This window comes from Paenibacillus vini (assembly GCF_018403325.1).
In the GTDB taxonomy this organism is placed as follows: Bacteria; Bacillota; Bacilli; order Paenibacillales; family Paenibacillaceae; genus Fontibacillus; species Fontibacillus vini.
Window position 1 is genome coordinate 28,020 of sequence record NZ_BOSL01000014.1, and the last position, 26,041, is coordinate 54,060.

Consider the following 26,041-nt stretch of genomic DNA (forward strand, 5'->3'; position numbering starts at 1 on the left):
AAAAGTGTCCACTCTTTGAAAGACAAATTAAAGGTTTTTTCCACGCTAGGCGGACATTTTCGTAATACAGGCTGTCCTTATTACATCCATCTGAATATGCTTGTACCAACAGCTCCAATTGTTTGGGGCTGTTTTTGTTTTTCTTCTTTCGAATGATACCTGAAAAAAACAAACCTGAATCCCAAATTTCACGCCTTGTTGAAAGCGTTTTAGGGAGCAATAATTGACCTATCTTGAATCTAGGGGGCATGAATGAATGGTAAGAAGAGCAGCATTGAAGCCATTGGCGGTAATCTTGGCCGCAGTGATGGCGCTAAGTCTAGCGGCTTGCGGAAATAGCGGCAAGAGCGATACCGCCGCAACCGAGAAAAACAATGGCGCGGCTGTGCAAGGCAGCAGCAGTGACAAGAAGATCACAATTACTTTCCAAAACATTTATCCGGACCCGACGACCCCTTCGCACAAGACATTAAATGAACTGGTCAAACAGTATGAGGCGGATCACCCGAATATCCACATCGAACTGGATACGCTCAATACGGACCAGCAAAAAGTAAAACTGAAAACACAAGCCGCTTCCAAAGAAGTGCCGGACATCACGATCGTCAACCCGGCGGCGCAAATGAAGCCGTTCGTAGATGCGAAATTGTTCGCGCCGCTGAACGATATGCTGGATCAAAACGGGCTGAAGGATACGTACCAAAGCGGATTGCTGGATTACTACAGCTTCGATGGCAATGTGTACTCCCTGCCGGACGGCAACAATATTGAAGTCGTGTATTATAACAAGGAATTGTTCGAGCAAGCCGGAATCGCCAATACCCCTACGACTTATGAAGAATTCCTGAACACAGTTAAAACGCTGAAAGCAAAAGGAATTACCCCGCTTGCGATCGGGGAGAAGGACTCCTGGACCGGTTCGTTCCTGTTCATGAATATTTTGCTCCGCACGAATGGAGGTCCCGGATTCCTGCAGGATGTGATGGACGGCAAAAAAACATTTGAAGATCCTGCGTTCATCGAAGCGGTGGACAGCTTCCAGGAGCTGGTACAAGCCGGCGCGTTCCCGGACGGAGCGACTTCGATCGATGCCAATGCCGGGGGCAATATTTTTAAATCGGGCAAAGCGGCCATGTGGGTGATCGGTTCCTGGGAGACCGGAGCGATCGATGCTTCCTCCGTGGCGGGCAAAGTTGGAGCATTCCAATTCCCGACCGTAAACGGCAAGGGCGATCCTGATGAATTTATGCTGGCGCCGGGCAGTGCGTTCGCCATATCCGCAAACAGCGAGCATCTGCAAGAAACGAAAGACTTCCTTAACTACTTCGCTCTCAATTTTCCGAAGAAGCAATTTGAATTCAAAAATGCGGTCGGTCTTGGCCAAAAAGTGGACGGTGACCTGAAGGCGGCCGGTTATTCCGATCTGGCGATCGAGGTCGCAGAGCTGTTCAATAACGTTAAAGGCGGCGACCTGGCGTTTGACAATACGATGAATCCGGCTACGGCCCAAGTGCATCTCAGCAGCATCCAGAACCTCTTCGTACAAAAGGTTGACTCCGCTCAAGTGGCGAAAGAGCATCAAGCGGCTTTTGAGGCCAACAAGGAATAAGGAATCACGGATTCCGAGCGCGTTATACCGTCGATGCGGGGCAGCTTCGTGCTTCTCCGCATCGAATTTATATGAAGGGGCGAAATAAGATGAAAGTTCTCAAGGTACCCGCCGGAACAATAGCCGTCTTCGTATTGCCGTGTTTGCTGCTTTATGTGTGCCTTGTTTTTGTACCGATCCTGGTTTCCTTTTATAGCGGACTGCTAAAATGGGACGGCATCGCGAATGCGGAATTTATCGGCCTGGCCAACTTCCGGGATATGTTTGCGAATGATCCTGTTTTCTGGCCGTCGGTCAGACGAACGCTGCTGTATGCGCTAGCCTCCATGCTGGAAATTCCGCTCTGTTTGTGGATGGCGATTTTGCTGCATCGTTATTTGAAAAATGGCAGCAGACTGGCCTCCATTTATTTTACGCCCGTTATTTTATCGGTCGTTATTATCGGCCAGCTATGGAAAACCATCTATAACCCTACCTCCATGGGCGGCATGCTGAACGGCGTGCTGGTCTCCCTTGGTTTGGACAGCTGGACGCATAATTGGCTGACGGAGCCGAGCATCGCCATGTACAGCATTTATCTCGTTTCGCTCTGGCAGTACTTCGGATACCATCTGCTGATTCAATATACCGGGGTAACCAATATACCGGAAGAGATTTATGAAGCCGCCAAAATCGACGGAGCCGAAGGCTTTAAAGCAGATCGTTTCATTACGATGCCGCTCATAGTTCCTATTTTTAAAATATCGATAGTTCTTGCTTTTATCGGCTCGTTGCAGGCCTTCGACATGGTCATGGTCATGACAGGCGGAGGACCGGCTCATGCGACCGACGTCATTTCAACGCATATGTACAACAGCTCGTTCCTGTCCTTGAAGTATGGGTACGGCAGTGCGATTGCGACCTTCCTGGTAGCGGTATGCCTGTTGTTCACGGTCGTTATCAATTTCTTTTTCAATAAGCTTGAAAATAGATACAGCTAGGAAGGAGTGCGCGATATGTTGAAATTCAAAAAGGGAGTCGTGTATCTCCTGTTCGCAATCCCTGTTGTTACTCAGCTTTACCCGCTTCTATGGTTGCTGTTCTATTCTTTGAAAACGAATGAGGAGATCTTGGACGGGAGGTTCTTTTCACTACCGAATGCGCCTCAATGGCAGAACTACAAAGAAGCTTATGAGGCGGGAAATTACTTGAAATATTTGTCCAACAGCGTTTTGGTGACCGGGGTTACAATGATATGCGTAATACTTCTGAGCTCCATGGTGGCTTACGCGATCTCCCGGTTTCGCTGGAAGTACGGCACGGTGGTGATGACCGTCTTCTTGATGGGCATGATGATCCCCATGCAGGCAACTCTGCTCCCGCTGATGGTCATCTTCAAAAATGTTGATATCTTGAACACGCATTTATCGCTGATTCTGCCTTATATCGCCTTCTCCACTCCGATCGCCGTCTTTATCCTTAGCGGATTCATGAAAGGCATTCCTCCTGAGATCGAGGAGTCGGCCTATATTGACGGAGCGAGCATTTACCGGATCTTCCGCAGCATTATTGTACCGGTATCCATTCCGCCGATGATGACCGTGTGCATTCTGACCTTTATCACGATCTGGAACGAATATATTTTGGCGGCGACATTTATTTCTTCCGAGAGATTGAAAACCTTGCCGTTCGGGGTGTACACCTTCGTCAGCCAGTATTCCGTCAATTACGGCAACATCGGCGCGTTTTTGGTGATGGGGGCGCTGCCCGTCATTCTGATCTATTTCTTCCTGTCGGGGCAAATTACGAAAGGGATGGTTGCAGGCGCGGTAAAAGGCTAATAAATGCATGGATCTATTCGTTACAATTTTAACCTATTTATTTATAATATAAGTGCGAGTTCAAAAAGTAAGCTTTTCAGCACCGAGAAGGTTGCGAGAACCCGAAGAAGGAGGAACGGAGTGTAGGCAAACCCTACATGAGTACCGGACTTCGAGGGTGAACGCAAGATTCGATGTCGAATCCATATCTCGAAACACTTCGTGATCAAAAGATGACTTTTTGAACAACCTCTATAAGAGCAGCAAAACATCGATGGAAGGAGGTTATCCATGCCTACCGGTTTTCGTTCCATACACCATCGCCTGTTTTTGCTGTTTCTTTTTTGCATGTCCGGCTGTGTGCTCATAGTGAGCCTGCTTTACTACAATCGGACTACGGATCAGTTTCACGAAAAAATAAGCGATTTATCGCAAAAAAACGTGGCTCAAACCGCGGGATTGTTCAGTTTGATGTATCAGGGCTACGACAGTCTATCCAAATCGCTCAGCAACAATTTCGAAATGATTCGGCTGTTGAATGAAACCAGCGATGAGCCGGCGGTAGAATTTATTAACGAGCAAAGAATTACGAATATTATCGGAGCTATATTTTATTCGCGGGATGATTTGGTTGGCATCCACGTGATCACCAATAAGGGCAAAGTATATAACTACGGAAATTATATGAACGTCGTCAAGCCGAATTATCGGGAAGAGGAATGGTATCGGCAGTTGAAGGATTCATCGGGAAAAATGGTCTGGCTCGGCGTGTACGAGCATTCCTTGATCGATCAAGTGGAGGATAGCCCCGTATTTTCGTTTGGGCGGCAAATCTATGATTTGGATGAGCATAAACCCATCGGCATCGTGCTCTATGAAATGAACCCGGAGCCGATTTTGAATGCCCTGGATAATTTGAAGCTGGGTGAACATAGCGAGGTGTTTCTGGTATCCCAGGATGGCCGCGCAGTGTCTTCGGGTAAGGAGCTGCCGCCGGAACTCGAAAGCCTGCCCTTTGATGCCCCTACGGGCAACGTTCTCGTGCAGCAGGATTCAAAGCATCTGATCGTCGCTTCACGACTGCCGTTCTCAGGCTGGTCCGTTGCCAGCATGACGCCGAATCGCGACCTCAATGTGGAATTAATGGAGATGAAGCGTTACCTGCTCATCGTTATATCGATCCTTATTCTAGTATCCGCCCTGATCGCTTCCATCATCTCGCGGACGTTCAGTTCCCCGCTCAAAAAACTGATCCGGGAGATGAAGATGGTGGAGATCGGCAAATTCCGGGGGATGTTGAAAGTATCTTCCTATCAGGAAATCAATATTCTTGTTGCTTCCTTCAACAGGATGGTCAACCGGATTGAGGAGCTCATTGAGCGGGTGAAAATATCGTCGGTCAGCGAAAAAAACGCTGAAATCCATGCTCTGCAATCCCAGGTCAATCCGCATTTTTTGTACAATACGCTGGACATGATTTATTGGATGCTCGATGAAAAAGGGGAGGATCCGCTCGGGGAACTCGTACTGTCCCTATCCTCGATGTTCCGCTATAGCAGCCAGTGGGAGGAAGGCGCGGAAGTCACGCTGCGCGAGGAACTGGAGCAGACCGGTCATTATTTGAAGATCATTACGATCCGGTTCGAGGGGCGGCTTCAGATTGAAACGGAGCTGGAAGAGCGCTGGCTTGATTATCGGCTGCCGAAAATGACGGTGCAGCCTGTCATTGAAAATGCGGTGAAGCATGGTCTGGAACCGATGGGCAGACGTGGAAAATTGAAGGTTTATACGCTGCAAGAGGATGATGCTTTAAAGATTATCGTAGAAGACAACGGAAACGGAATGGACCCGGAGCAATTGAACCGGTTGAAGCTGTCGTTAAATCAGGAGGGGCCGAAAGAGACGGGCAAGACGGGGATCGGCTTGCAGAATTTGCATCGCAGGCTGAAGTACATGTTCGGGGAAGCCGGCGGTCTGCAAATCGAAAGCGCTCCCGGAAAAGGGACGCAGGTTGCGATCGTCATGCCGCTGTCGCCGACAGGAAAGGAGCGATGAGCTTGGACATTTTAATTGCCGACGACGAAAGGGCGATCCGGGAAGGCGTCCGGCGGAGCATCCGGAGGAATTGGCCGGATTTTGGACTTTATGTGGCGGCATCGACGGAGGAAGCGGTCAAGCTGATGGGTGAACAGCGGATCGACATCGTGTTGACCGATATTTTGATGCCGGGAATCAACGGACTGGAGTTCATGAAGATTATGAAGCGCAAATATCCTCATGTGAAATGGGTCGTGATTTCCGCACATAGCGAGTTTTCCTATGCTCAGGAGGCGGTACGGCTGGGAGCCCGGGATTATTTGCTGAAGCCGATCGGTAAGGATCGGCTCTATGAGGTCATTGCCGGCCTTGCTCAGGAAATCGCTCTTGAAAGCGAAGAATCAAAAGAGCGTGCGCGGCTGATAGCCAACCTGAAATATTTACGGGAAGGCGTGTTTCAACGGTTGGCATTCGGACTGGACGTCGGCAATCTGGATATGGGCTCTTTTATCCAGGAATATCATGATTATTATCTGCTGCTCGTCCAGATGAATGCCGGGGATCGGAGCGTCAGGCTGGAGCATTTTATCGTGGAGAATGTGTTATCGGAGTTGATCGACGGGCATGGGCGCGGCTTTGTCATCAGCTATGACCAAACAAGTCTGCTAGGCTTGTTCACACTTGAGAGACGGGGCGGAATCGAGGATTTTCAAGAGAAGGTCAAGGCGCATTTGTCCCATTACTTGAAAGTGCCGTTTCAGATCGTCGTGTCCGGACAAAACCGAAATATAAAGATGATACCTAAGCTGGTATTTCAGATGAGACAGGCTTGCATGTCCCAGGCTTCCGAATTGGAGCCGCTAAAAGGGAGCGGAGAGAAAGCGATCGATGTCGCCCTGGAGTATATTAAAAAGCATTATTGCGAGGATCTGTCCTTAGAAAAAACCGCTGCGGCGGTCTTTTTGAATCCGGCTTATTTCAGCCAGCTGTTCAAGCAAATCACAGGTCAGGGGTATAAGGAATACGTCACGACCTTGCGGCTTGAGCAGGCCAAGCTGCTGCTCATGAATCCGAAGCTCCGGCTGGCGGAGGTCGCCGAGCGCGTCGGCTATCAGGATATGCGCCACTTTACCCAAGTCTTCAGGAAACGGGTCCAGATGACGCCTACCGAATACCGTCAGCAGCAAAACATAAATATTCTTGTGCCAAGAGAGGGAAAGCTATAAGAGGTAGCAAGTGTCAAAGATGGGTATGGAAAACGGATGCATGAAGTGTTACAATAGATAAAGTCAAAATGATCATTTCAATTTGAATGTTTTACTTAGCAAGCTTAAGCCTTTCTTTGTGCACAAGAATTTTTCCATGACCAAGGAGGAAAAGAAATGCCATTGTCAGACAACAACACCATTGAAAATTTGTCGATCACCACGATCCGTACCCTTGCGATCGATGCGATCGAAAAAGCGAAATCCGGCCATCCCGGCATGCCGATGGGTTCGGCACCGATGGGGTACCAACTGTTCGCCAAAACGATGAACCATAACCCAGACCATCCGACATGGATTAACCGCGACCGTTTCGTATTGTCCGCAGGACACGGTTCCATGCTGCTATACAGCCTGCTTCATTTGTCCGGTTACGATCTCCCTATGGAGGAGCTCAAGCAGTTCCGTCAATGGGGCAGCTTAACGCCGGGCCATCCGGAATTCGGACATACGGCTGGCGTTGACGCTACTACTGGTCCACTCGGCCAAGGGATCGCCATGGCTGTCGGTATGGCAATGGCCGAAACCCAGCTTGCGGCAACTTACAACAAGGGCGATCTGAAAGTGATCGACCATTATACTTACGGCATTTGCGGTGACGGCGATTTGATGGAAGGCGTAGCAAGCGAAGCAGCTTCCCTTGCTGGTCATCTGAAACTTGGCAAACTCATCTTCCTGTATGACTCCAACGATATCTCGCTGGACGGCGAATTGAACCTCAGCTTCTCCGAGAACGTAAGACAACGTTTTGAAGCTTATGGCTGGCAAACGCTGCGCGTTGAAGACGGCAACGATCTGGATGCTATCCAAGCCGCAATCGAAGAGGGCAAACGCGACACCGACCGTCCGACTCTGATCGAAGTGAAGACGGTTATCGGTTACGGAAGCCCGAACAAGCAAGGTAAAGGCGGCCATGGCGGTACGCACGGCTCCCCGCTCGGCGCTGACGAAGCGAAGCTGACGAAGGAATTCTACAAATGGGTCTATGAAGAAGATTTCTATGTGCCTGAAGAAGTGCGCGAACACTTTGCAAAAGTGAAGGAACGCGGCATCGCTGCAAACAAGGCTTGGGACGAAACATTCGCTAAATATAAAGCGGAATACCCTGAACTTGCCGCTCAATTCGAAAAAGCGGTAGCTGGCGAGCTTCCTGCCGGCTGGGACAAGGATCTTCCGAAATACAGCGCCGAAGACAAAGCGGTTTCGACTCGCGTGGCTTCCGGTAATGCACTGAACGGTTTGACTGGCGGCGTACCGCAGCTTCTCGGCGGATCCGCTGACTTGGAAAGCTCCACAATGACGCACCTGAAGGGTCTCCCTGTTTACACGGCGCAAAGCCGCGAAGGTCGCAACCTGTATTTCGGGGTTCGCGAATTCGGTATGGCTGCTGCGATGAACGGGATTGCCCTCCACAGCGGACTCAAAGTATTCGGCGGCACGTTCTTCGTGTTTACGGACTACCTGCGTCCGGCCGTTCGTCTGGCTTCGATCATGAAGCTGCCGGTAACTTACGTGCTTACGCATGACAGTATCGCTGTAGGTGAAGACGGCCCGACTCACGAACCGATCGAGCAGCTTGCTTCCCTGCGCATCATTCCTGGTCTGACGGTCATCCGTCCTGCAGACGGCAACGAGACTTCGGCTGCCTGGGCTTATGCGGTTGAGAACCAATCCAACCCTGTAGCACTGGTGCTGACTCGTCAAAACCTGCCGATTCTGGAGAAAACAGCCGAGCTTGCTCGCGAAGGCATCAAACGCGGCGGCTATGTGGTATCCGATGCGAAGGACGGCAAACCGGTAGCACAAATCATCGCTACAGGCTCTGAAGTACAACTTGCTGTGAAAGCTCAAGCGGCATTGGCTGAAGAAGGCATTCACGTGCGCGTTATCAGCTTGCCAAGCTGGGATCTGTTCGACAAACAGGATCAGGCTTACAAGGATTCCGTCATTCTGCCGGAAGTCAAAGCTCGCGTTGCCGTGGAAATGGCGCATCCGTTCGGTTGGGAGCGTTACGCAGGCGAGAAGGGTTCCGTCATCGGCATCGACATCTTCGGGGCTTCCGCGCCTGGGGACAAAGTGATCGAAGAATACGGATTTACTGTTGAAAATGTAGTGAAACATGTGAAGGATCAATTGAAGTAAGGGATTCGATTTACCGTTGAGGGGAGCGGGAAACGTGGAGCAGCAATTGAAAAATGTAACTGTAGACAAAGCCGCCAACATTTATTTTGACGGCAAAGTAACGAGCCGGAGCGTATGGCTTCCGGACGGCAGCAAAATTACGCTCGGGATCATGCTTCCCGGAGAGTACGAATTCGGGACGGACTCGCTTGAAGTGATGGACATTTTGTCCGGCGACCTCAAGGTTCTGCTTCCGGGCGAAACGCTTTGGAGAGAAATCAGCGGCCGCGGCACGTTCACCGTGCCCGCCAATGCTTCCTTCAAGCTGGAAGTCCGCAGCGTAACGGATTACTGCTGCTCCTACGGATCAGGGGCTTAAATGCATCAGGCCGGTCTATCGGCTTGATGCCGGCTCATTGCCTGGCTTCGATTATCTCGATCAAGTTCTAATACATCAAAAGGCAGGTACAAGCTGAGCGCTGTACCTGCCTTTTCTAAAACGTGTTTCAAAATAACAGGAAAACTATTGCTGACGATCGCCGATCTTTTGGCCGATCCAGGCTTCGTAAATCTTGACAACGGCAGACAGGTCTTCGTCCCCGAAGCCTTCGGTCTGCCCTGCCTGAAACAGGCTTTTGGCCAGGTTCAGCATCGGAGAAGGAATGTTTGCTCCGTCCGTAAGCGAGGAGGCGAGCTTCAGATCCTTCAGCATCAGTGCGAGCGAGAACTGGTTAGTGAAGTCATGCTCGATGATTTTGCGCCCCTTCAGTTCCGCGGCTTTGCTGCCGGCCGAGCCAAGCTGGACGAGCTCGAGGAAGCGGTCTGCCGGCAATCCGGATTTCGCCGCGATGGAGAAGCCTTCGGCGAGCGCCAGGTTGTTTATGCCAACGATCGTATTGTGCGCAAGCTTGGCGACTGCTCCGGTGCCGTTCTCGCCCATATGGAGAACTTTTTTGCCGAGGCAGTCGAAAATGTCCATCTCGTTGGCGAGAACATCGGCATCGCCGCCGACCATGAAGACGAGGCTGCCGTCGATGGCGGCTGGAGAACTGCCGGTCACAGGGGCATCAAGGAAGACGCCTCCGAGGTCAACGACCAGACCGGCCAGCTTCTTCACAAGCGCGGGCGAGATCGTACTGCAGTCGATCACCGTCGTGCCGGGCTTAAGTCCGGACAACACGCCGTCTGCGCCTTCATAAACAGCTGCGATGGAAGCATCGTTGCTGACCATCGTAATGACCGTCTCTACGCCGGACGCTGCCTCCTTCGGGGTTGAGGCGACCGCTGCGCCGAGTGTAGCCAGCGGCTCGCATTTTGCCGCCGTCCGGTTATATACGGTAACCTCAAAGCCTTGCTTGAGTAAATTAGCGGCCATTGGAGCACCCATCGTTCCCAATCCGATAAAACCGATTTTTTTCAAAGTAGTCACCTTCTAAAAAGAATTGAACAGCATTTAATTATTTTACCATGCAGGCCGGAAACCTGCACATTGCGCCTTGTTTTCGCTGGAAATTTACAGTATCCTAGTTACAAGTTGTTACAATGGTTGTCCAAGGATAGGCAGTGAGTCTTAAATAAATAGATGGAGGTATTTTTCAACATGTCTAAAAAAGTGACGTTTGATTACAGCAAAGCTTTGCAATTTGTAGGGCAGCACGAAGTGGATAACTTGGAAGCCCAAGTCCGTGCGGCTCATGAACAATTACATAATGGGACAGGCGCCGGCTCCGATTTCCGGGGTTGGATCGATCTCCCTACGGCATATGATAAAGAAGAATTCGCCCGCATTCAGAAAGCGGCGGCCAAAATTCAAAGCGATTCCGAAGTGCTGATCGTGATCGGTATCGGCGGTTCTTACCTCGGCGCTCGCGCAGCGATCGAATCGCTCTCTCACTCGTTCTACAACATGCTTCCGAAGGATAAACGCAAAACTCCGGAAATTTACTTTGCGGGCAACAACATCAGCTCCACTTACGTGAATCATTTGCTCGACCTTATCGAAGGCAAGGATTTCTCGGTCAACGTCATCTCCAAATCGGGTACGACGACGGAGCCGGCAATCGCATTCCGTATTTTCCGCGCAGCGCTGGAGAAGAAATACGGTAAGGAAGAAGCTCGTAAACGGATCTATGCAACGACCGACCAGGAGAAGGGCGCGCTCAAAAAGCTTTCGAACGAAGAAGGCTACGAAACGTTCGTAATTCCGGACGACGTGGGCGGACGCTACTCCGTATTGACAGCAGTAGGCCTGTTGCCGATTGCCACTGCAGGCATCAGCATTGAAGATATGATGCAGGGCGCGGCTGACGCGGCCAAAGAATTCAGCAATCCGAATCTGGCGGAGAACGCAAGCTATCAATATGCTGCGGTCCGCAACGCATTGTACCGCAAAGGTAAAGTAACGGAAATTCTCGTCAATTACGAGCCTTCCCTGCATTATGTATCGGAATGGTGGAAACAACTTTTCGGCGAGAGCGAAGGCAAAGACTACAAGGGTATTTTCCCGGCAGCCGTCGACTTCTCGACCGACTTGCACTCCATGGGACAATTCATTCAGGAAGGTAATCGGAATATCTTCGAAACCGTCATCCAAGTGACCGAAGTTCCAAGCCATATTACGATCGAATCCGATCCGGCCGACCTCGACGGATTGAACTTCCTGGAAGGCAAAACATTGGATTTCGTCAACAAGAAGGCTTTCCAAGGCACTTTGTTGGCGCATACCGACGGACAGGTGCCGAATTTGGTAGTCAATGTTCCTGATTTGACTCCATATTCCTTCGGTTATCTGGTATACTTCTTTGAAAAGGCCTGCGGTATCAGCGGTTACATGATGGGCGTCAATCCGTTCGATCAACCGGGCGTAGAGGCTTACAAGAAAAACATGTTCGCTTTGCTGGGCAAACCGGGTTACGAGAAAGAAAAAGCGGAACTTGAAGCGAGACTTTCCGAATAATCGTATTATTTTCACCAAGGGCAGGAATAAAGCCGCCAGGAAGCAGTTCACCGGGGTCAACCGGTTGGGCTGCTTCTTGGCACATTCATAAGGATGGAGTCATATGTTGGAACGTTACAAAACGGTTCGCAGAGCCGGAGACAAGGAAATCGTCATCAAGAAGTCGAGATTTATCGGGCATGTAATGCCGGTGGAGAGCGAGGAAGAAGCCGTCAGCTTTATCGAAGAGATTAAGAAGCGGCATTGGAATGCTACCCACAATTGCTCGGCCTATATGATCGGCGAAAGAGACGAGATCCAGAAGCAGTCGGATGACGGTGAACCGAGCGGAACGGCCGGCAAGCCGATCCTGGAAGTGATCCGGAATCAGGGTCTAAAGAATGTTGCCATTGTCGTAACGAGATATTTCGGAGGCATTATGCTGGGAGCGGGGGGGTTGATCCGCGCCTATACGGACGGAGCCGTTGCCGCCATCGAAGCGGGGGAATCTATCACCCGCGTACTGCATCGCGAAGTATTTGTCGAGTTGGACTACACTTGGCTTGGAAAAGCCGAAAATGAGCTGAGAAACCGGGGGATTCGCACTGGTGAAACCGGGTTTGCCGACAAGGTTACATTGCTTTGTCTGCCGCTCAACGAAGAGACGGAGAGCTTTAAAGACTGGATGACCGATATGACGCAAGGGCAGGCTGTAATGACGGAAGGTGACAAGGTTTACTTTATTGAAGGGGAATAATGCCTATGGCTAGAAGAGCAGTAGAGCAGGAATTGTCGAGGGAAAGAATTATGGATGCCGCGAGACATCTGTTTATCACGAAAGGATATCGCGGGATTTCCATGAGGAGCATCGGGCAGCATTTAGGTTATAGCCACGGTTCTCTTTACTATCATTTCAAGGAAAAAGCGGAATTGTTCTATGCCATCGTCGTGCAGGATTTCAATCATCTGGCCCGGTTATGCGAACAGGTGACGAAACGCCCGCCGACCGAAGGTTTGACCAAAGCGGAACAACTGATGCTGGAATTCATCAAATTCGGTCTGGAGCATCCGCATCAGTACGAAATCATGTTTATGCTCAGGGACGAAGAAATATTGGCATATTGCAAGTCGGAGCAGGCCAAGTGCTTTGATATGTTTGACAAGATTATCCGCGGTTTTTTGAGAGAGGAAAGGCACCCGCTTGAGAGCAATCCGTCCCTTCCGCTTAGTATGTTTTTGGGAATACACGGATTTATCTCGTTTTACATTCAGGATCACCTGACCTTCGAAGAAATAATGCCCGCTGCCGTTGCCCACGTCAAAATGTTAAGTCAAAGCAGTTACCGATTAACGTCATAAGACGTTTTTGTTTTCCGCGCATACTTTACTCGTTCACACTATCATAGCTGTACTCCTTTATTACATTACTATAATAACGTAACGGACTTCCATTTCGTGATAATGAACTTTTGCAGGATTTGCCCATATTAACAAAGACGCGTTTCTCCAGGGAGATCCGCGTCTTTTGTTTTATTATCCTTCCATAATTTTGACAAGGTATTGGCGGTGCCGGGGACCGTCAAATTCACAAAAGTAAATTCCCTGCCAGCGGCCTAGCATCAATTCTCCTTCATGAATGATTACGGTTTGTGATGAACCGGTCGTGATCGCTTTCAGATGGGAGGCCGTGTTTCCTTCCGCATGCTTGTATTTCGGATGGTTCCAGGGATACACTTCGTCGAGCCTGAGAAGGACGTCATGTTTGACATCGGGATCAGCGTTTTCATTAATGGTGATGCCTGCTGTCGTATGCGGGCAATAGATAACGACAACTCCGTCTATAACTCCGCTTTTATGAACGAGCGAAATGACTTCGCGTGTAATGTCGCGCATTTCGTCCCGCTTGGACGTTGACAGTTCCACGGTATGCAGCATAAGCGATAAGCTCTCCTTTGTCTTCCGATTTACTTAGCTTTCTATATCTGTATTGTACCCATAGTCGCCTGAACCTCCAACATGAAGGGGGATATTTAAATTTATTGACGCATTCGAGCGGGTTTGGTAAAGTGTTTTTATACCATAAAACCAAGTAAGTATATAAGAATAAATAAATTTAAGTATATATGATAAACAGGCGAAAGGAAGTGGCTCTCCCATGCATGTGGAAGTACGGAATTTGGATAAACATTTCGGCAGTTTTCACGCGGTAAAAGATGTCAGCTTCGGGATTGAAAAAGGGCAACTGATCGGACTTCTCGGACCGAGCGGCGGAGGGAAAACATCCATTCTCCGGATGCTTGCCGGATTGGAACAGCCGGATTCAGGCGAGATCCTGTTTCACGGACAGCGGGTCAACGCACTCGCACCGCAGGACCGCGGCATCGGCTTTGTGTTCCAAAGCTATGCGTTGTTTAAGCACATGACCGTATTCGATAACATCGCCTTCGGTTTACAAGTCAAGAAGGCTACGAAGAGCCGGATTCAGGAGCGCGTCATGGAGCTGGTGGAGCTGACCGGGCTGAAAGGCTTCGAGAAGCGCTATCCCCACCAGCTGTCAGGCGGACAGCGGCAACGCGTCGCTTTTGCTCGGGCGCTGGCTCCAGAGCCGCAATTGCTCCTGTTAGACGAGCCTTTTGCGGCGATTGACGCGAAGATCCGCCAGGAGCTTCGTTCCTGGCTGCGCGAATTAATTGAGCGCGTCGGCATTACTTCGATATTCGTGACGCATGACCAGGATGAAGCGATCGAAGTGGCGGATGAAATCATGATTATCAATGAAGGGCGTTTAGAGCAGAAAGGCTCGCCGTGGGATATTTACAAGGAACCGAACACTCCGTTCGTTGCTTCGTTCGTAGGGCAGTCCACGCTAGTCGAAAGAGCGGCCGACCTGAAAGGGTTTGAAGCGGAAGCTGGAGATGGCAAAACGCAGGCATTGATCCGTCCGGAATACCTTGAAGTAGGTTCAGAGCATGAATTTACTCTGCTATCTGCCACCGAACCGGCTGTGGTGAAGCATCTGCACTTTCGCGGAAGCGAATGGCTCGTAGAAGTGGAGGTCGGAGGTCACACCCTGACCACGTTCCGCTCGCTGGAGAAAGAAACGTTGAAGGCCGGTCAGCAGGTCCGTGTTCTGGTGCACCGGGCATATCTGTTCAATGAAGAGAAAAGCTGGATCGTTGAAAACCCGCTGAAAGGCGGACCGATCAGCGTAATGATTTAATTGAACACTAATATTAGAATAAAAGGACCAAGGAGGCGTAAGAAATTGCCCGCTTGGTCCTTTCTTTGTATTTAAGCTCTTGCGCGAATTTCCTGGCGCATAAATAATGCGTAGGAGATTCCGAAGCAGATGATCGTTGCTGCGATCAGCCCTGTCAATTGGGGCCAGACAAGAATAACGCTCTGCCCTAGTGGCAGCGGGCTGGCAATAGCACCAACCAGCTGATCCATCGTGAGCGGTCCCAGCGTCCGGATGCCGGGGGATAGCATCGTCGTAATGGTTTCCGAGAAGAGCTCGGTCGGGGACAGCCGGTTCAGTGTCAAAATGAGATTCATTTGACGCAACTGAGCGGCAGGGTCCGGCTGTGTACTGGAAACCGCGGTAGCGCTGTTAATCATACCGATGATCATGCCGTAAAAGATTGTAAAGAATAGCCAGACCGCAATGGACGACAAGGCTGAAGTCGCTGCTTGGCGAAAACGGATCGAGAACAGGATGGACAAGTTTAGCCAGAAGCCGATATAGATGACCGCGATCACAAGGAAGAGCACGATTCGGCAGAATTCCTCCGGCGAAGGAGGATAGCCGATCGTCAATAAGCTGAGTCCCATGACGAGAAAGCCGAGAGAGAACACGACGATGAAGATCAAGAATAAGGACGAAATGAACTTTGCGATAATGAAATCGTCACGGTATATCGGCTGCGACAGTAGGCGACCCAGGGTTCCTTTGTTCCGTTCCGAATTCACGGCGTCGAAGCCTAGTGCGATGCCGAGCAGCGGGCCCAGCCAGGACAAAAATGTGGCGAACGACGGTACGGCCAAACTGGAACTCGTCAGAGTGAACATCCTTAAAAACAGAAAGGATTCTCCATTTCCTGTTTTGTCCAGGGTGCCGTCCCGGATGGCCGTGACGGCGGAATAGATGGACCCGACGCAGGCAAGGATGATGATTCCGATGAGGATGCCGAACCTCCAACTGCGAATGTGATCGCCGATTTCTTTTTTTACCATGACCCAAAAAGAAGAGGAAGAGCCCGGTTCACGAGCTTGGGCGGGTCCGGTAGAAACGTTATTAAACAAAACCTCGATTTTTTGCTTAATCTGCAGCCAATTTATCGTCATCGTTATCCCTCCCTTTCAAAGTAACGATGATAGATATCGTCCAGGCCGTATTCTTTACGACGAAGATAGGTAAGTTCCGCTTCTTCTCCGATTACGATCTCTGCAATTTTTGGCGTAAGATCACGGTCGCAAACAACGGTCAGAATTTCATTGTTACGAGAGATGGTTTGTACGCCTTCCAGTTCGGACAAACGATGAACCAGTTGGTCTGTCCAATGCGCCGTCCCTACCTCAATCTGGATCAGGCCGTCCTCGTTCAGGGCTTTCGACAGGGACGGGATATCTCCGGCCGCGATGAGTCTGCCTTTCACGAACAGGCCGACCCGGTCGCAAATTTGCTGAACCTGGTGAAGATGGTGCGAGGATAACAGCACGGTCAGTCCTTCGTCCCGGCTAAGGGAAGAGATGAGTTCCAATAGTTCGCGAACGCCTTCCGGGTCGATCCCCAGGGTCGGCTCGTCAAGAATGATGACCTCCGGGTTTTTAATCAGGACATCGGCCAGACCAAGCCGCTGCCGCATACCCCGGGAAAAGGCGCCGACTTTTTTGCCCGCACTGGCGGCCAGGCCGGTCCTTTCCAGCAGCGAAAACGCCCGCTCGGTCGATTCCGACTGAGGCAGCCCGTTCAGGCGGGCAGTATAGACCAAATTATCCAGTGCTGTCCTATCCTCGTAAAAACCGACATCATCGGGAAGATAACCGACTTTCCGCTTCACCTGGAGCGCCTCCCTGGCGGGATCATGGCCGCAGATCTTCGCCTGCCCGTCAGTAGGTTCGGTCAGACCGAGCATCATGAGAATCGTCGTCGTTTTCCCCGCTCCGTTAGGTCCAAGCAAGCCGAAAATCTCACCTTTTGCAATGTTCAGGTCCAAACGGTCCACTGCGATATGTTCACCGTATTTCTTGGTAAGCTTGGTAAGCTCGATGACCGGCATTCCCGAAGGTGTCCCTGAAATCATACCGTTTGAGCTAACGGAGTTTGTTTGTGTATGGATGGTTTTCATGCTTACCTTCTCCCGAATTTCCGGAATAGATAATAAATTCCCGCAATGACGGCCACAATGATCAGAATCCCTATCCATCCCCATAGTACGGATGATTTGACGGTGACTCTCAGATCCGCGCTCGAGCTTTTTCCCGAGGTGGAGGCGCTTAAATTAACGACATAGTCTCCAGCCAGCGATTTGCCGCTTGATTTGATAATGGCCTGCACCTGTTTGCTCTCTCCGGGTGATACGGACGTGATATTGGACGGTTCAAATGATACCTCCCAACCCGTAGGGGCGTTCGAAGAGAAGGAGATATCCTGAAGTTCCGCCGAGCCGGTGTTTTGCACAATAAAATCCAGCTTTCGCTCCCCGCCCGCTTTAATGTCGGTACTGAGCAGATTGTTTTTTGTTGTAAACTGCATTTCATAGGTGCCGGTAATTACGGCTTCCAGTTCGGCATTTGCCGTAGTTTCCCCGCTGGATGCTGCAATTGGGATTTTGTAGGTTTCCGCTGAAACTTGCTCCGGCGGTTTTACCTCAACGGTAATTGATTTCTCCGTGTTAGGCTCTACCTCTACCGAGGTAACGCTGTTGCCATCCGCTTTGAATCTGACATCCCAGCCCATATCGGCCTGTGCGCTCAAGGCATAGGTTTGTTTCTTTGTCGTGCGGTTTTTTAGAACCGCGCTGTAAGTAAAGGTCGAGTCCGAATGCCCCTCCATGTTGGCTTGGTCCACCGTCAGTTCGGTTTTGAAGGTGCCTTGCTCGAAAACGTTCACGATGAGCGGAAGCGTAGCATCATCGGCTTTTATTTTAAAGGCGTAGCGCCCTTTATCGATTTGCAGCGGAACTTCCAGTTCCAGGTTGACACTTTGCGTATCTCCCGGTTTTACGGCAATGCGGGAAATATCCCGGCCTCCGGCGGATAAGGTGTATTTCCAGCCGGTGGATGCCGTATCGAGCGACAGAGCTGCGGAAGCCGTCGCCGCACCCCGGTTAATGACGTCGATCGAATAGGACACGGATTCGCCGGGAGCGGCGGACCATTCCAGATAAGGGGTGTACAGTTCAAGTGCGCCTGCCGCCGAAGCTTTGGAAGGTCCGAAATAAGCGCCGACAGAGAGCGTAGTGAGCAAAGTTAGCAGCAGGAACGCCGCTTTTCTGAAAGAAAGTACCATCTGGGTATTCTCCTCCTTGAATCGATAATCTGAAGGCAATCGACAAGTTCGTTACCCGGTATCTGCCTCGGCTTCTGACGGCGCAACAACGATGGGCCCCTCGTTTTAATCGCCTGCCGAAAAGTCAATTTCATACCGGAAACGTCTTATTCTCATTGCCGGTTTCATAAGTGATACGAACGAGAGAAGGTTTTGGATTTACAGAAACGAAAAAAAAATTCGGGGTTTTCAAACGCCTTCGTTTTTGGTAAAACGAGGATAAAGAGGGAAGAGTCAAGTACGGGAGGGAAGGAGTCATGGACCCGCATAATGAAGAAATGGCGATTTCGCTGCGGGAGATGTGCGATGGATCGGTTGAAGCTTTCGATTTGTTTTACAGTGCCTACGCGCCATTTATCATGCAGGTAGCGCTTCGGCTGCTCGGGGAGAAGATGGAGGCGGAGGATATTTGTCATGAAGTATTCCTGGAGGTACTTCGGAGAGGCAAGGATTACGACCCGGCACGCGGTTCTATCCGAGCCTGGCTTGCGGTAAAAACGAGAAGCCGCTGCCTGGACAGGCTGCGGCGGAGGCAGCGGGTCTCGCCGATCGCGGAGGAGTTAGGAAAGGCCGATCCTTCCGGCGAGGATCACATCCTGTCCCGGCTGGAGCAGGAAGCGTTGCGGACGGCGATTCACGGGCTGCCGGATACCCAAAAGAAGGCGATTGTAGGATCGTATTATTCGCTGCAAACGCAGAGGCAAATGGCCGAAGCCTGGAACGTTCCGATCGGCACGGTAAAATCATGGATTCGCTACGGGCTGGTGAATCTGCGCAGGCAGTTGGAACAGCAAGGCTGGAACGGTTCGTCGGAAGGAGGGAAGCGGCATGGACAGGATGGTTCAATATAACTTCATGACAACGGGAGAAAACCGAAGCGGTTCCTCTTGCTTGAAGTCCTTTTCCGAGGAAGAATGGATCGATTGGTTAATGGGACTTGGAGGAGAGGCCCGCCGAGCGGAGATGGAGGCTCATTTGTCAGCCTGTCCGTGCTGCAGAGAGATCTGCGAAGCTTGGGAGCCTCTTGTATCTCCGGACACCACAACAGATTTATCGAATGGCCCGGATTCCTGCACAAATGTCCTGCTTTCCGAATCGCTTCATCGCAGGCTGCGCCGGCGGGTTTATCTTACCAGGATTCGCTCTGCGGCCAAAAATCTGCTTGCCGTTCGTTTCAAAGGCGGAGCCCTGCTCACCGGAGCGTTCATACTGCTCATCTTTGTCGGATGGATTTTCCGGACCGGGCTGCATAACGATGAATCCTGGGGAAATTACGTGGAACGTTACGAGCCGTCAGCCATATCGGTGATGCAGAGACCCGACAGCATTTCATACCCGATGGATTGGGGGCGGCCCGAGCCGGAGGCCGGCGTCGTCTGGTATAATGAGAATTCCAGGGAGATGCTGATGCTGGTGGGGGGCCTTGTGCCGGCAGAGGACCAAGTGCTTCATGTCTGGGCCGTCAAGGCTGGAAGCCGCGATAGTCTGGGGCTACTGCAGTATCATGCTTATCGTGCGCATTTGTACGTGAAAGACAGGGATGTTCTGGATGAGGCCGACAATATAGAACTGACAATTGAGTCAAAAGATGGCGGTCCATCGACAAGATTGCAGCAGGTTATGTTTTCTGTGGACCTGAACGGACGGGAATTAGAATAGAGTCCGGCTTCGGCAACTTTGCTATAGACAGAGAGGACGGATACGAATTGGAACAGCTTGTTTTTCTTGGAACGGGAGACGCCATGGGCGTGCCGAGAGTATATTGCGGTTGCGCCATATGTGAAGAGGCGAGAAAGGGCGGGGTAAACCGTCGATACCGTTCTCTGGTAGCGGTTGAAGCGGAACGGACTGGAGAGAATCAAGGGAACCCGTTCCCGTTTGGCGAAGAGGAGGGGTTCCTGATTGATTGCGGTCCGGATTGGCGCAGTGCGATGGAAAGGCGGGAACAGCGCTTCGCGGGTCAAGTGTTGGTGACACATGCGCATTTCGACCATATCGGCGGTTTGCCGGAATGGGCTGACGCCTGCCGCTGGCTGGATCGGAAAGGACAGTTGTATGCGCCGCAAGAGGTGCTGGATACGATATTGCGGCAGTATCCGTGGCTGGACCGGAATCTCGATTTGCATACCGTGGATCAGGGAGTTACTTTGGCGGGTTGGAGCATCCGCGGATGGAAAGTAAACCACGGCAAGAATGGCTACTCCTATGCGTATCGACTGGAGAAGGACGGCTTTGTTTGGGCCTACTGTTCGGATTCGATTGCCCTTCCCCCCGAGCAGCGCGGGCTGTTGGCCGAATTGGATCTGCTGGTACTGGGTACAAGCTTTTACCATGAAACCGCAGAATTCTCCACCCGTTCGGTGTATGACGTAAAAGAAGCGCTTGAGCTTCTGCAGGAAATAAAACCGAAGCGGACGATTTTTACACATATGTCTCATGACATTGACCTGCGGCGGGATTACGGCTTGCCGGAAGGTGTGGAATACGCACGGACAGGGCAGACCGTTTTGCTCCGGTAAAAACGGCAATCACATTAAGAATTGAAAAAGACTTCGAGTATCACCGGTCGGGTGATATCCGAAGTCTTTTTGTTCGTTGCGTATGGTGTTTATGCTTCAGTACCAAGTACAAACTTGTCGATGACGTGCTTGACGCCATCCTCGTTGTTGCTTGCCGTGACATAGTCGGCGATTTCTTTCAGCGCCGGGATGGCATTGCCCATGGCGACGCCGAGACCGGCGGCCTCCAGCATCTCATGGTCGTTCCAGGAATCCCCGATCGCGATGCACTCCGAAAGATCGCAGCCGAAATGGTCGGCGAGGAATTTCAGCGCATGGCCTTTGGTTCCCTCATGATGCATAATTTCAAGGAATTGCGGCTTCGATTTGGTAATGTGTACGCCGTTGCCGAGCAGTTCGCGAAGCACAGGAGCGATTTCGTCCAGGTAGTCCGGATCGTCGATGATGAGCATTTTCGGCGTCGGCTGGGCGACGAGTTTGGAAAAGTCCGGTTCGATATAATATTTGGTTTTGTTCAGGTCCGTATAGTCGATAATTTTTTGGTTTTCTTCGCGGGCGTAAAGCTTGTCGTCGATATAGGTTTGCAGATGCAGATTATGCTCGATGCAATATTCAAACAGCTTCTGCGCAGCATCCTTCGGAACATAACGCTCGTACAGCACTTGCTCGTCCAGAAGATTTTTGACCAGCGCGCCTTGATAAGTAATGATAGGAACGTTCAGTCCGGTTTGGCGGGCGATCGCCTGGGCCGAGGCGTAAGCCCGTCCGGTTGCCAGAGTGACGACGGCCCCTTTCGCTACGGCCTGCTCCAGCGCCTGTTGTGTGGCAGGGGTTACTTCTTTGTCATCATTAATCAGTGTATCGTCGATGTCGATTGCAATGAGTTTATACAATGTGTTCTCTCCTTTTCGGGACGAAAGCGGCTTTCATCCTTCTGTCTCTAAAAAATTCAACTGCTTCTATTGTACCTCACAAGGCTCAGATTTCAATTCCGCGAATGGTCATTCCCGCAAAAATACATGCACATCATATCAACCGAGGCAAAATCAAGCCTGGCGCCCCTCAAAAACCGGGAAGAATGGCAAGAACAAGCTAAACCAATTCTTCCCTTTACGGGAATATATGTTCTCAGGTAGAATAAAGAAGGATTTCATATTCCAAAATGTACCAATCAATGATTCAGGGAGGGAACAAGTATGCCGAGAACGTTGCAGATCACCCCGGGAGTGATCCATTCGTCGCCGGAAAGTCTGGGGTTTGATCCAACACGTTTGAAGAAATTGGATCATCATTTTACGGGCCTGGTCGAAACGGGGAAAATCCAGGGAGCAAGCTACTTGGTGGCGCGGGATGGTCAAATCGTGGCCAATTGTGCGATAGGAAGTTTAACCTATCATGATGGAAGCCCCGGGCTGCAGCCGGATTCGATCCGGAAAGTGTATTCCATTACGAAAGCGTTTACCGCCGTTGCCATCGCCAAGCTTGCGGAAGAAGGCAAGTTATTCTATCAGCAGCCCGTCAATACTCTGATACCGGAGTTTGATACGGAGAAGCACCGGGACATAACGATTTGGCATCTGTTGACGCATACTTCGGGGTTAATGGCGGATCCGGGCTGCCAAACCGAGCCTTATCAGCTCCCTTGGTATGAATGGTGGATTCATGAGAAGAAGGAGCATAGCAAAGACGGGCGCCTGCCGGACGGAGAATGGATCCGTACGATTCTTAGCGGACGAATGTGGTGCAAGCCGGGTGAACAGTGGAATTATTGCACGGCCGGCTATGCCATTCTTGGAGAGATTATCGCCAGAGCCAGCGGAAAGTCATATGGACAATACATACAGGAAGAAATTACGGGACCGCTAGGCATGGAACGCACGTTTTTGAATACGGTTCCAGAGGAGTTTCACGCAGAGGTATGTTACGTCAACCGTTGGCAGGAGAATGAATTCCGGTCGCCACACGATATGACGGGCATCCCGGCCGCCGCAGGAAACGGTATATTTTCCACGCTGGAGGATTTGTGGAAGTTCGGGCAGTGCCTGCTTGACGAAGGCACCAGCAACGCCTACACCCTGCTCGGCAGAAGAATGGCCCGGAATTTGGTCTCCAATCAATTGAATAACGTGCCCTCGACCTGCTGGGGAGATAAGGTGAAGAATTATCCGATGTCTCTCGGCTTGAATCTGAATCATAACGATATCTGCACGCCGGGGACATTTTCTCACGAAGGTGCCGGGCATAGCGGATTGTACGTCGATCCGGTCGAGAGGCTGGTCTATGTATTCTTCGTGCCAAGCCTCACGGGATGGGTGCCTGAAGCGATTATCAATCCGAGGGCTATTGTCTGGTCGTCGCTGTTGTAGACGGGCGGAACTTGCGCTCCTATATAGAAAGGAATGGTATTCATGAATTTAACCATGAGCTTACATCATGGACGACTGGATGCGACGCCGGAAGAAGCCGGTTTCCGGCAAGAAGCATTGGACCGTCTCGACAAGCTGCTCGGAGAACTTATACAGGACCGTAAAATTCAAGGCGCTTCCTATCTCCTCGCGAGGGGAGGCAAGACATTTGCCCATACTTCAATGGGATCCCTCCGTCATACCGAGTTTAGCGGCGATCTCAAGCCGGGCTCCATTCGCGGAATCGCCTCCGTTACGAAGTGGTTTACGATGGTTGCAGTGCTGACTCTGATGGAAGAGGGCAAGCTTCATCTGACTCAGCCAATTAAAGACTGGATTCCGGAGTTCGACCACAGATTTTATGAAAAGATCAATATCACTCATCTGTTGACCCATACCTCGGGTTTGGCACCGGATATGGGATATTTTCTTGAGCCTTATCCGGTAGGCTGGTGGGATCTCGAGTTTGCCTATGCGGAGGATGAGACCGAAGACGATAAGGAAGAGAAACCGCGGCGGAGCCAGAAGGAGGAAATTGCGGAGCGCAAATCGCGATGGATCAAAGCGATGCTGGCCGGACCGCCGGTTTGTCCGCCAGGGGAGCAGTGGAACTATTGCACGGCAGGCTATATACTGCTCGGTGAAATCATTAGCCGGATCAGCGGGCAAAGTTATGAAGACTATGTTTACGAGTCGATATTACGACCGCTCGGGATGGAGAAGACCTTTTTTACCGTGCCTGAGCCTCTACATGATGAGGTTTGCGTCACTAATGACTGGGAGCTTCAAAAATTATCGCGGGATAAGGAACCCGCGTGGGCCGGGCCTCGTTCGGGCGGCGGATTATTTTCTACGCTGGAGGATTTAAATAAGTTCGGTCAAATGCTGCTAAACAAGGGCACCTATAATGGAGCCAGAATCCTGGGCCGCAAAACGGTGGAAATGCTGTCCAGGGTTCAGGTTCCGGGCGGACTTCCGGCTTTCGGTTGGGGCGAACGCCAGAAGGACAGCGAATTTGGGCTGGGCAGCTCATTGGGAAGAGTGTTTGATCCGTATAAGCCGAACACGATTTTTCATGAGGGCGCGGGGCGGTGCGCTTTGATGGTGGATCCGGATGAGGAGCTGGTAGTCGCCTTTTTTGTGCCTTCCATCGAGAGCTGGGTGCCGGAATCAATCATCAGCGTGAAAAATGTGATTTGGTCGGGCTTGCAATGAAACGCCCGTTTGGCATTATTAAGGCGGTAGGCTGGGCCACTTATAAAGAGTGGGCGGCCTTCCGCTCCCATATGGCGGTCTCCATCCTCATCGGGCCCATTTATTTTCTGGTGCAGTACTTTATCTGGAGCGCCGTCTTTTCTTCCAGGGAGACTTTGAACGGATTCACCCTGACACAAATGCTTGCTTATTACGGAATCATGTCTTGCATTAACTATCTTACCTTCGATTTCGCCGATTGGAATTTACAGATGCTGATTCGGACGGGCAAGTACGTAACCTTTGTGCTGCGCCCGGTTTCTCATGTGTTTTTTGCACTATGTCAAAAAATAGGCCATCGTTCGCTAGGCTTCTGGATGGAATTTTTGCCTGTTTTTCTGATCTATCTATGGGTCTTCCGGATCGACTTGCTTCCTTCCCGGCCGATTTGGGCTGTAATCTCGGTAATTCTCGGCTTCCTGATGACATTTTTGGTGAATTACTGCATCGGTTTAACCGCCTTCTGGCTCACAAATGCCGACGGGGTGCGCAGCATGTTCCATTTGCTGCGCAATATTTCGGCAGGTGTTCTTGTCCCGCTGACCTTTTTTCCGGAGCTTATTCAGCGGGTGCTGTTCTTCCTGCCGTTTCAGTTTATGCAGTACGTGCCTGCAAGGGTATTTATCGGGGAATACGAGCTGGCCGGATTTACGATGTCCATTCCGCAAATTGTCGGACTCCAGGCATTAGCCGTGCTGTTAATGTGGGGAATCACGGCGCTGCTGATTCGTCTTGGCAACCGTAAGTTTACGGGGGTGGGCGTATGAAATCGGTTTTGAAGTGCTATGCGGCAATTATGAAGACCAAGCTGGCCGAACGGATGGCCTACCGGGCCGATTTCTTCATCAGCATCCTGATGATGCTGATCGGGGATCTCATGTTTCCGCTAGTTACGCTGCTGCTTTATAGCTCGGGGGCTTCCTTTCCGGGCTGGACGCTGCGGGAAGCGATATTGATTCAGGGGATATTCACCTTGGCGAAGGGCGTAGCGTTTCCTTTCTTCTTTGGAATCGTGTCGACGACTTTGTATCATGTACGGGAGGGCTCGTACGATATTTTTCTGTTGAAGCCAAGGTCCGTCCTGTTTATCACGATGGTTAGCTCCTTTGATATCGATGACTTCGGCAGACTGATCAGCGGCGGGTTATTGACCGGCTGGGCGCTGTCGGGGATGATGGTGCCGGGTGCGGGGGAATGGCTGCAATTCGGGGTCTTGTTCCTATGTTCGATGATTGTGCTGTTTGCGTTCTCGCTGTTCCTGTCGGGAATGCTGTTCAAATGGGTCGGGAGCAGCCGGGTTTATGAAATTTTCGACTCGGTATCCTTGTTCGGGATGTACCCGGGGAGTATTTTCTCCAAAACTTTTCAAAATGGGCTGACTTACGTCATTCCGATAACGATGATCGGATTTCTTCCGGCCGCAGCTTTGTTGGGAAGGCCGGTGGCCGGCTCCTGGGTTGCAGGCGGGGTGTGCTTCCTGTTTCTGGGGGCGGGGCTGGCCTTCTGGCATTACATGCTGCGAAACTATACTAGTGCGGGGGGTTAAG

At 51.0% G+C, this 26,041-nt stretch carries 24 protein-coding genes; 18 read left to right on the forward strand and 6 right to left on the reverse strand.

From position 1 onward, the window contains the following. The first annotated feature begins 256 nt into the window (after positions 1–256). The 7 genes from KJS57_RS19130 to ppnP all read left to right on the forward strand — a co-directional run bounded on the left by KJS57_RS19130 (position 257) and on the right by ppnP (position 9,210). A complete protein-coding gene (locus KJS57_RS19130) occupies positions 257–1,609 on the forward strand; it encodes a sugar ABC transporter substrate-binding protein (RefSeq protein WP_213656007.1) in 1,353 nt (450 codons plus the stop codon). A gap of 89 nt (positions 1,610–1,698) precedes the next feature. After that, complete coding sequence (locus KJS57_RS19135; RefSeq protein WP_213656008.1) at positions 1,699–2,589, forward strand: carbohydrate ABC transporter permease; 891 nt, start codon at positions 1,699–1,701, stop codon at positions 2,587–2,589. Between the two features lie 15 nt (positions 2,590–2,604). Then, positions 2,605–3,429, forward strand: coding sequence for a carbohydrate ABC transporter permease (locus tag KJS57_RS19140; protein ID WP_213656009.1), 825 nt, complete (start codon positions 2,605–2,607; stop codon positions 3,427–3,429). Between the two features lie 270 nt (positions 3,430–3,699). Beyond that, positions 3,700–5,463: a sensor histidine kinase gene (locus KJS57_RS19145; RefSeq protein ID WP_213656010.1), complete on the forward strand. Its 1,764-nt coding sequence runs from the start codon at positions 3,700–3,702 to the stop codon at positions 5,461–5,463. Between the two features lie 2 nt (positions 5,464–5,465). Further along, positions 5,466–6,671 (forward strand): response regulator, encoded by a 1,206-nt coding sequence (locus KJS57_RS19150; protein WP_213656011.1) that lies wholly within the window; start codon positions 5,466–5,468, stop codon positions 6,669–6,671. A 156-nt stretch (positions 6,672–6,827) separates the two neighbouring features. Next, complete coding sequence (tkt, locus tag KJS57_RS19155; RefSeq protein ID WP_213656012.1) at positions 6,828–8,852, forward strand: transketolase; 2,025 nt, start codon at positions 6,828–6,830, stop codon at positions 8,850–8,852. A gap of 34 nt (positions 8,853–8,886) precedes the next feature. Next, a complete protein-coding gene (gene ppnP / locus KJS57_RS19160; RefSeq protein WP_211021868.1) occupies positions 8,887–9,210 on the forward strand; it encodes a pyrimidine/purine nucleoside phosphorylase in 324 nt (107 codons plus the stop codon). Between the two features lie 144 nt (positions 9,211–9,354). Here ppnP and KJS57_RS19165 read toward each other — a convergent pair whose 3' ends face one another. Continuing rightward, the gene (locus KJS57_RS19165) at positions 9,355–10,251 is read right to left on the reverse strand and encodes an NAD(P)-dependent oxidoreductase (RefSeq protein WP_213656013.1); all 897 of its coding nucleotides are present in this window, start codon (positions 10,249–10,251) and stop codon (positions 9,355–9,357) included. 180 nt (positions 10,252–10,431) lie between these two features. Between KJS57_RS19165 and KJS57_RS19170 the strand changes: the two genes are divergently transcribed. The 3 genes from KJS57_RS19170 (at position 10,432) to KJS57_RS19180 (ending at position 13,125) form a co-directional block, all read left to right on the forward strand. Next, positions 10,432–11,787, forward strand: a complete 1,356-nt coding sequence (locus KJS57_RS19170; protein WP_211021871.1) for a glucose-6-phosphate isomerase — start codon at positions 10,432–10,434, stop codon at positions 11,785–11,787. Between the two features lie 103 nt (positions 11,788–11,890). Beyond that, complete coding sequence (locus KJS57_RS19175) at positions 11,891–12,523, forward strand: YigZ family protein (RefSeq protein ID WP_211021873.1); 633 nt, start codon at positions 11,891–11,893, stop codon at positions 12,521–12,523. A 5-nt stretch (positions 12,524–12,528) separates the two neighbouring features. Beyond that, complete coding sequence (locus KJS57_RS19180; RefSeq protein ID WP_211021875.1) at positions 12,529–13,125, forward strand: TetR/AcrR family transcriptional regulator; 597 nt, start codon at positions 12,529–12,531, stop codon at positions 13,123–13,125. A 174-nt stretch (positions 13,126–13,299) separates the two neighbouring features. On the opposite strand, the gene KJS57_RS19185 is transcribed toward KJS57_RS19180, so the two are convergent. Beyond that, on the reverse strand, positions 13,300–13,701 hold the full coding sequence (locus KJS57_RS19185; RefSeq protein ID WP_211021877.1) for a secondary thiamine-phosphate synthase enzyme YjbQ: 402 nt from the start codon (positions 13,699–13,701) through the stop codon (positions 13,300–13,302). A gap of 220 nt (positions 13,702–13,921) precedes the next feature. Here KJS57_RS19185 and KJS57_RS19190 point away from each other — a divergent pair, with 220 nt between their 5' ends. Beyond that, complete coding sequence (locus KJS57_RS19190) at positions 13,922–14,986, forward strand: sulfate/molybdate ABC transporter ATP-binding protein (protein WP_211021880.1); 1,065 nt, start codon at positions 13,922–13,924, stop codon at positions 14,984–14,986. Positions 14,987–15,057: 71 nt separating this feature from the next. Here KJS57_RS19190 and KJS57_RS19195 read toward each other — a convergent pair whose 3' ends face one another. The 3 genes from KJS57_RS19195 to KJS57_RS19205 all read right to left on the reverse strand — a co-directional run bounded on the left by KJS57_RS19195 (position 15,058) and on the right by KJS57_RS19205 (position 18,277). Beyond that, positions 15,058–15,999: an ABC transporter permease gene (locus KJS57_RS19195; RefSeq protein ID WP_244861635.1), complete on the reverse strand. Its 942-nt coding sequence runs from the start codon at positions 15,997–15,999 to the stop codon at positions 15,058–15,060. Between the two features lie 113 nt (positions 16,000–16,112). After that, a complete protein-coding gene (locus KJS57_RS19200; protein ID WP_211022184.1) occupies positions 16,113–17,069 on the reverse strand; it encodes an ABC transporter ATP-binding protein in 957 nt (318 codons plus the stop codon). 47 nt (positions 17,070–17,116) lie between these two features. After that, positions 17,117–18,277, reverse strand: a complete 1,161-nt coding sequence (locus KJS57_RS19205; protein WP_213656015.1) for a COG1470 family protein — start codon at positions 18,275–18,277, stop codon at positions 17,117–17,119. A gap of 296 nt (positions 18,278–18,573) precedes the next feature. Here KJS57_RS19205 and KJS57_RS19210 point away from each other — a divergent pair, with 296 nt between their 5' ends. From KJS57_RS19210 to KJS57_RS19220, 3 genes are read left to right on the forward strand one after another with little or no spacing between them, the layout of a single operon-like run. After that, the gene (locus KJS57_RS19210; protein ID WP_213656016.1) at positions 18,574–19,167 is read left to right on the forward strand and encodes an RNA polymerase sigma factor; all 594 of its coding nucleotides are present in this window, start codon (positions 18,574–18,576) and stop codon (positions 19,165–19,167) included. Further along, on the forward strand, positions 19,145–19,975 hold the full coding sequence (locus KJS57_RS19215) for an anti-sigma factor (RefSeq protein WP_213656017.1): 831 nt from the start codon (positions 19,145–19,147) through the stop codon (positions 19,973–19,975). Before KJS57_RS19210 ends, KJS57_RS19215 begins: the two co-directional genes overlap by 23 nt. Before the next feature lie 47 nt (positions 19,976–20,022). Then, positions 20,023–20,835 (forward strand): MBL fold metallo-hydrolase, encoded by an 813-nt coding sequence (locus tag KJS57_RS19220; protein WP_213656018.1) that lies wholly within the window; start codon positions 20,023–20,025, stop codon positions 20,833–20,835. Between the two features lie 89 nt (positions 20,836–20,924). Here KJS57_RS19220 and KJS57_RS19225 read toward each other — a convergent pair whose 3' ends face one another. Then, positions 20,925–21,728: a Cof-type HAD-IIB family hydrolase gene (locus KJS57_RS19225; RefSeq protein ID WP_213656019.1), complete on the reverse strand. Its 804-nt coding sequence runs from the start codon at positions 21,726–21,728 to the stop codon at positions 20,925–20,927. A gap of 303 nt (positions 21,729–22,031) precedes the next feature. Between KJS57_RS19225 and KJS57_RS19230 the strand changes: the two genes are divergently transcribed. From KJS57_RS19230 to KJS57_RS19245, 4 genes are read left to right on the forward strand one after another with little or no spacing between them, the layout of a single operon-like run. Then, positions 22,032–23,201, forward strand: a complete 1,170-nt coding sequence (locus KJS57_RS19230; protein ID WP_213656020.1) for a serine hydrolase domain-containing protein — start codon at positions 22,032–22,034, stop codon at positions 23,199–23,201. Between the two features lie 42 nt (positions 23,202–23,243). Beyond that, the gene (locus KJS57_RS19235; protein ID WP_213656021.1) at positions 23,244–24,455 is read left to right on the forward strand and encodes a serine hydrolase domain-containing protein; all 1,212 of its coding nucleotides are present in this window, start codon (positions 23,244–23,246) and stop codon (positions 24,453–24,455) included. Then, a complete protein-coding gene (locus KJS57_RS19240; RefSeq protein ID WP_211021899.1) occupies positions 24,452–25,261 on the forward strand; it encodes an ABC transporter permease in 810 nt (269 codons plus the stop codon). The genes KJS57_RS19235 and KJS57_RS19240 overlap by 4 nt, the downstream gene beginning before the upstream one ends. Continuing rightward, a complete protein-coding gene (locus KJS57_RS19245) occupies positions 25,258–26,040 on the forward strand; it encodes an ABC transporter permease (RefSeq protein ID WP_213656022.1) in 783 nt (260 codons plus the stop codon). Before KJS57_RS19240 ends, KJS57_RS19245 begins: the two co-directional genes overlap by 4 nt. Position 26,041 lies beyond the last annotated feature (1 nt).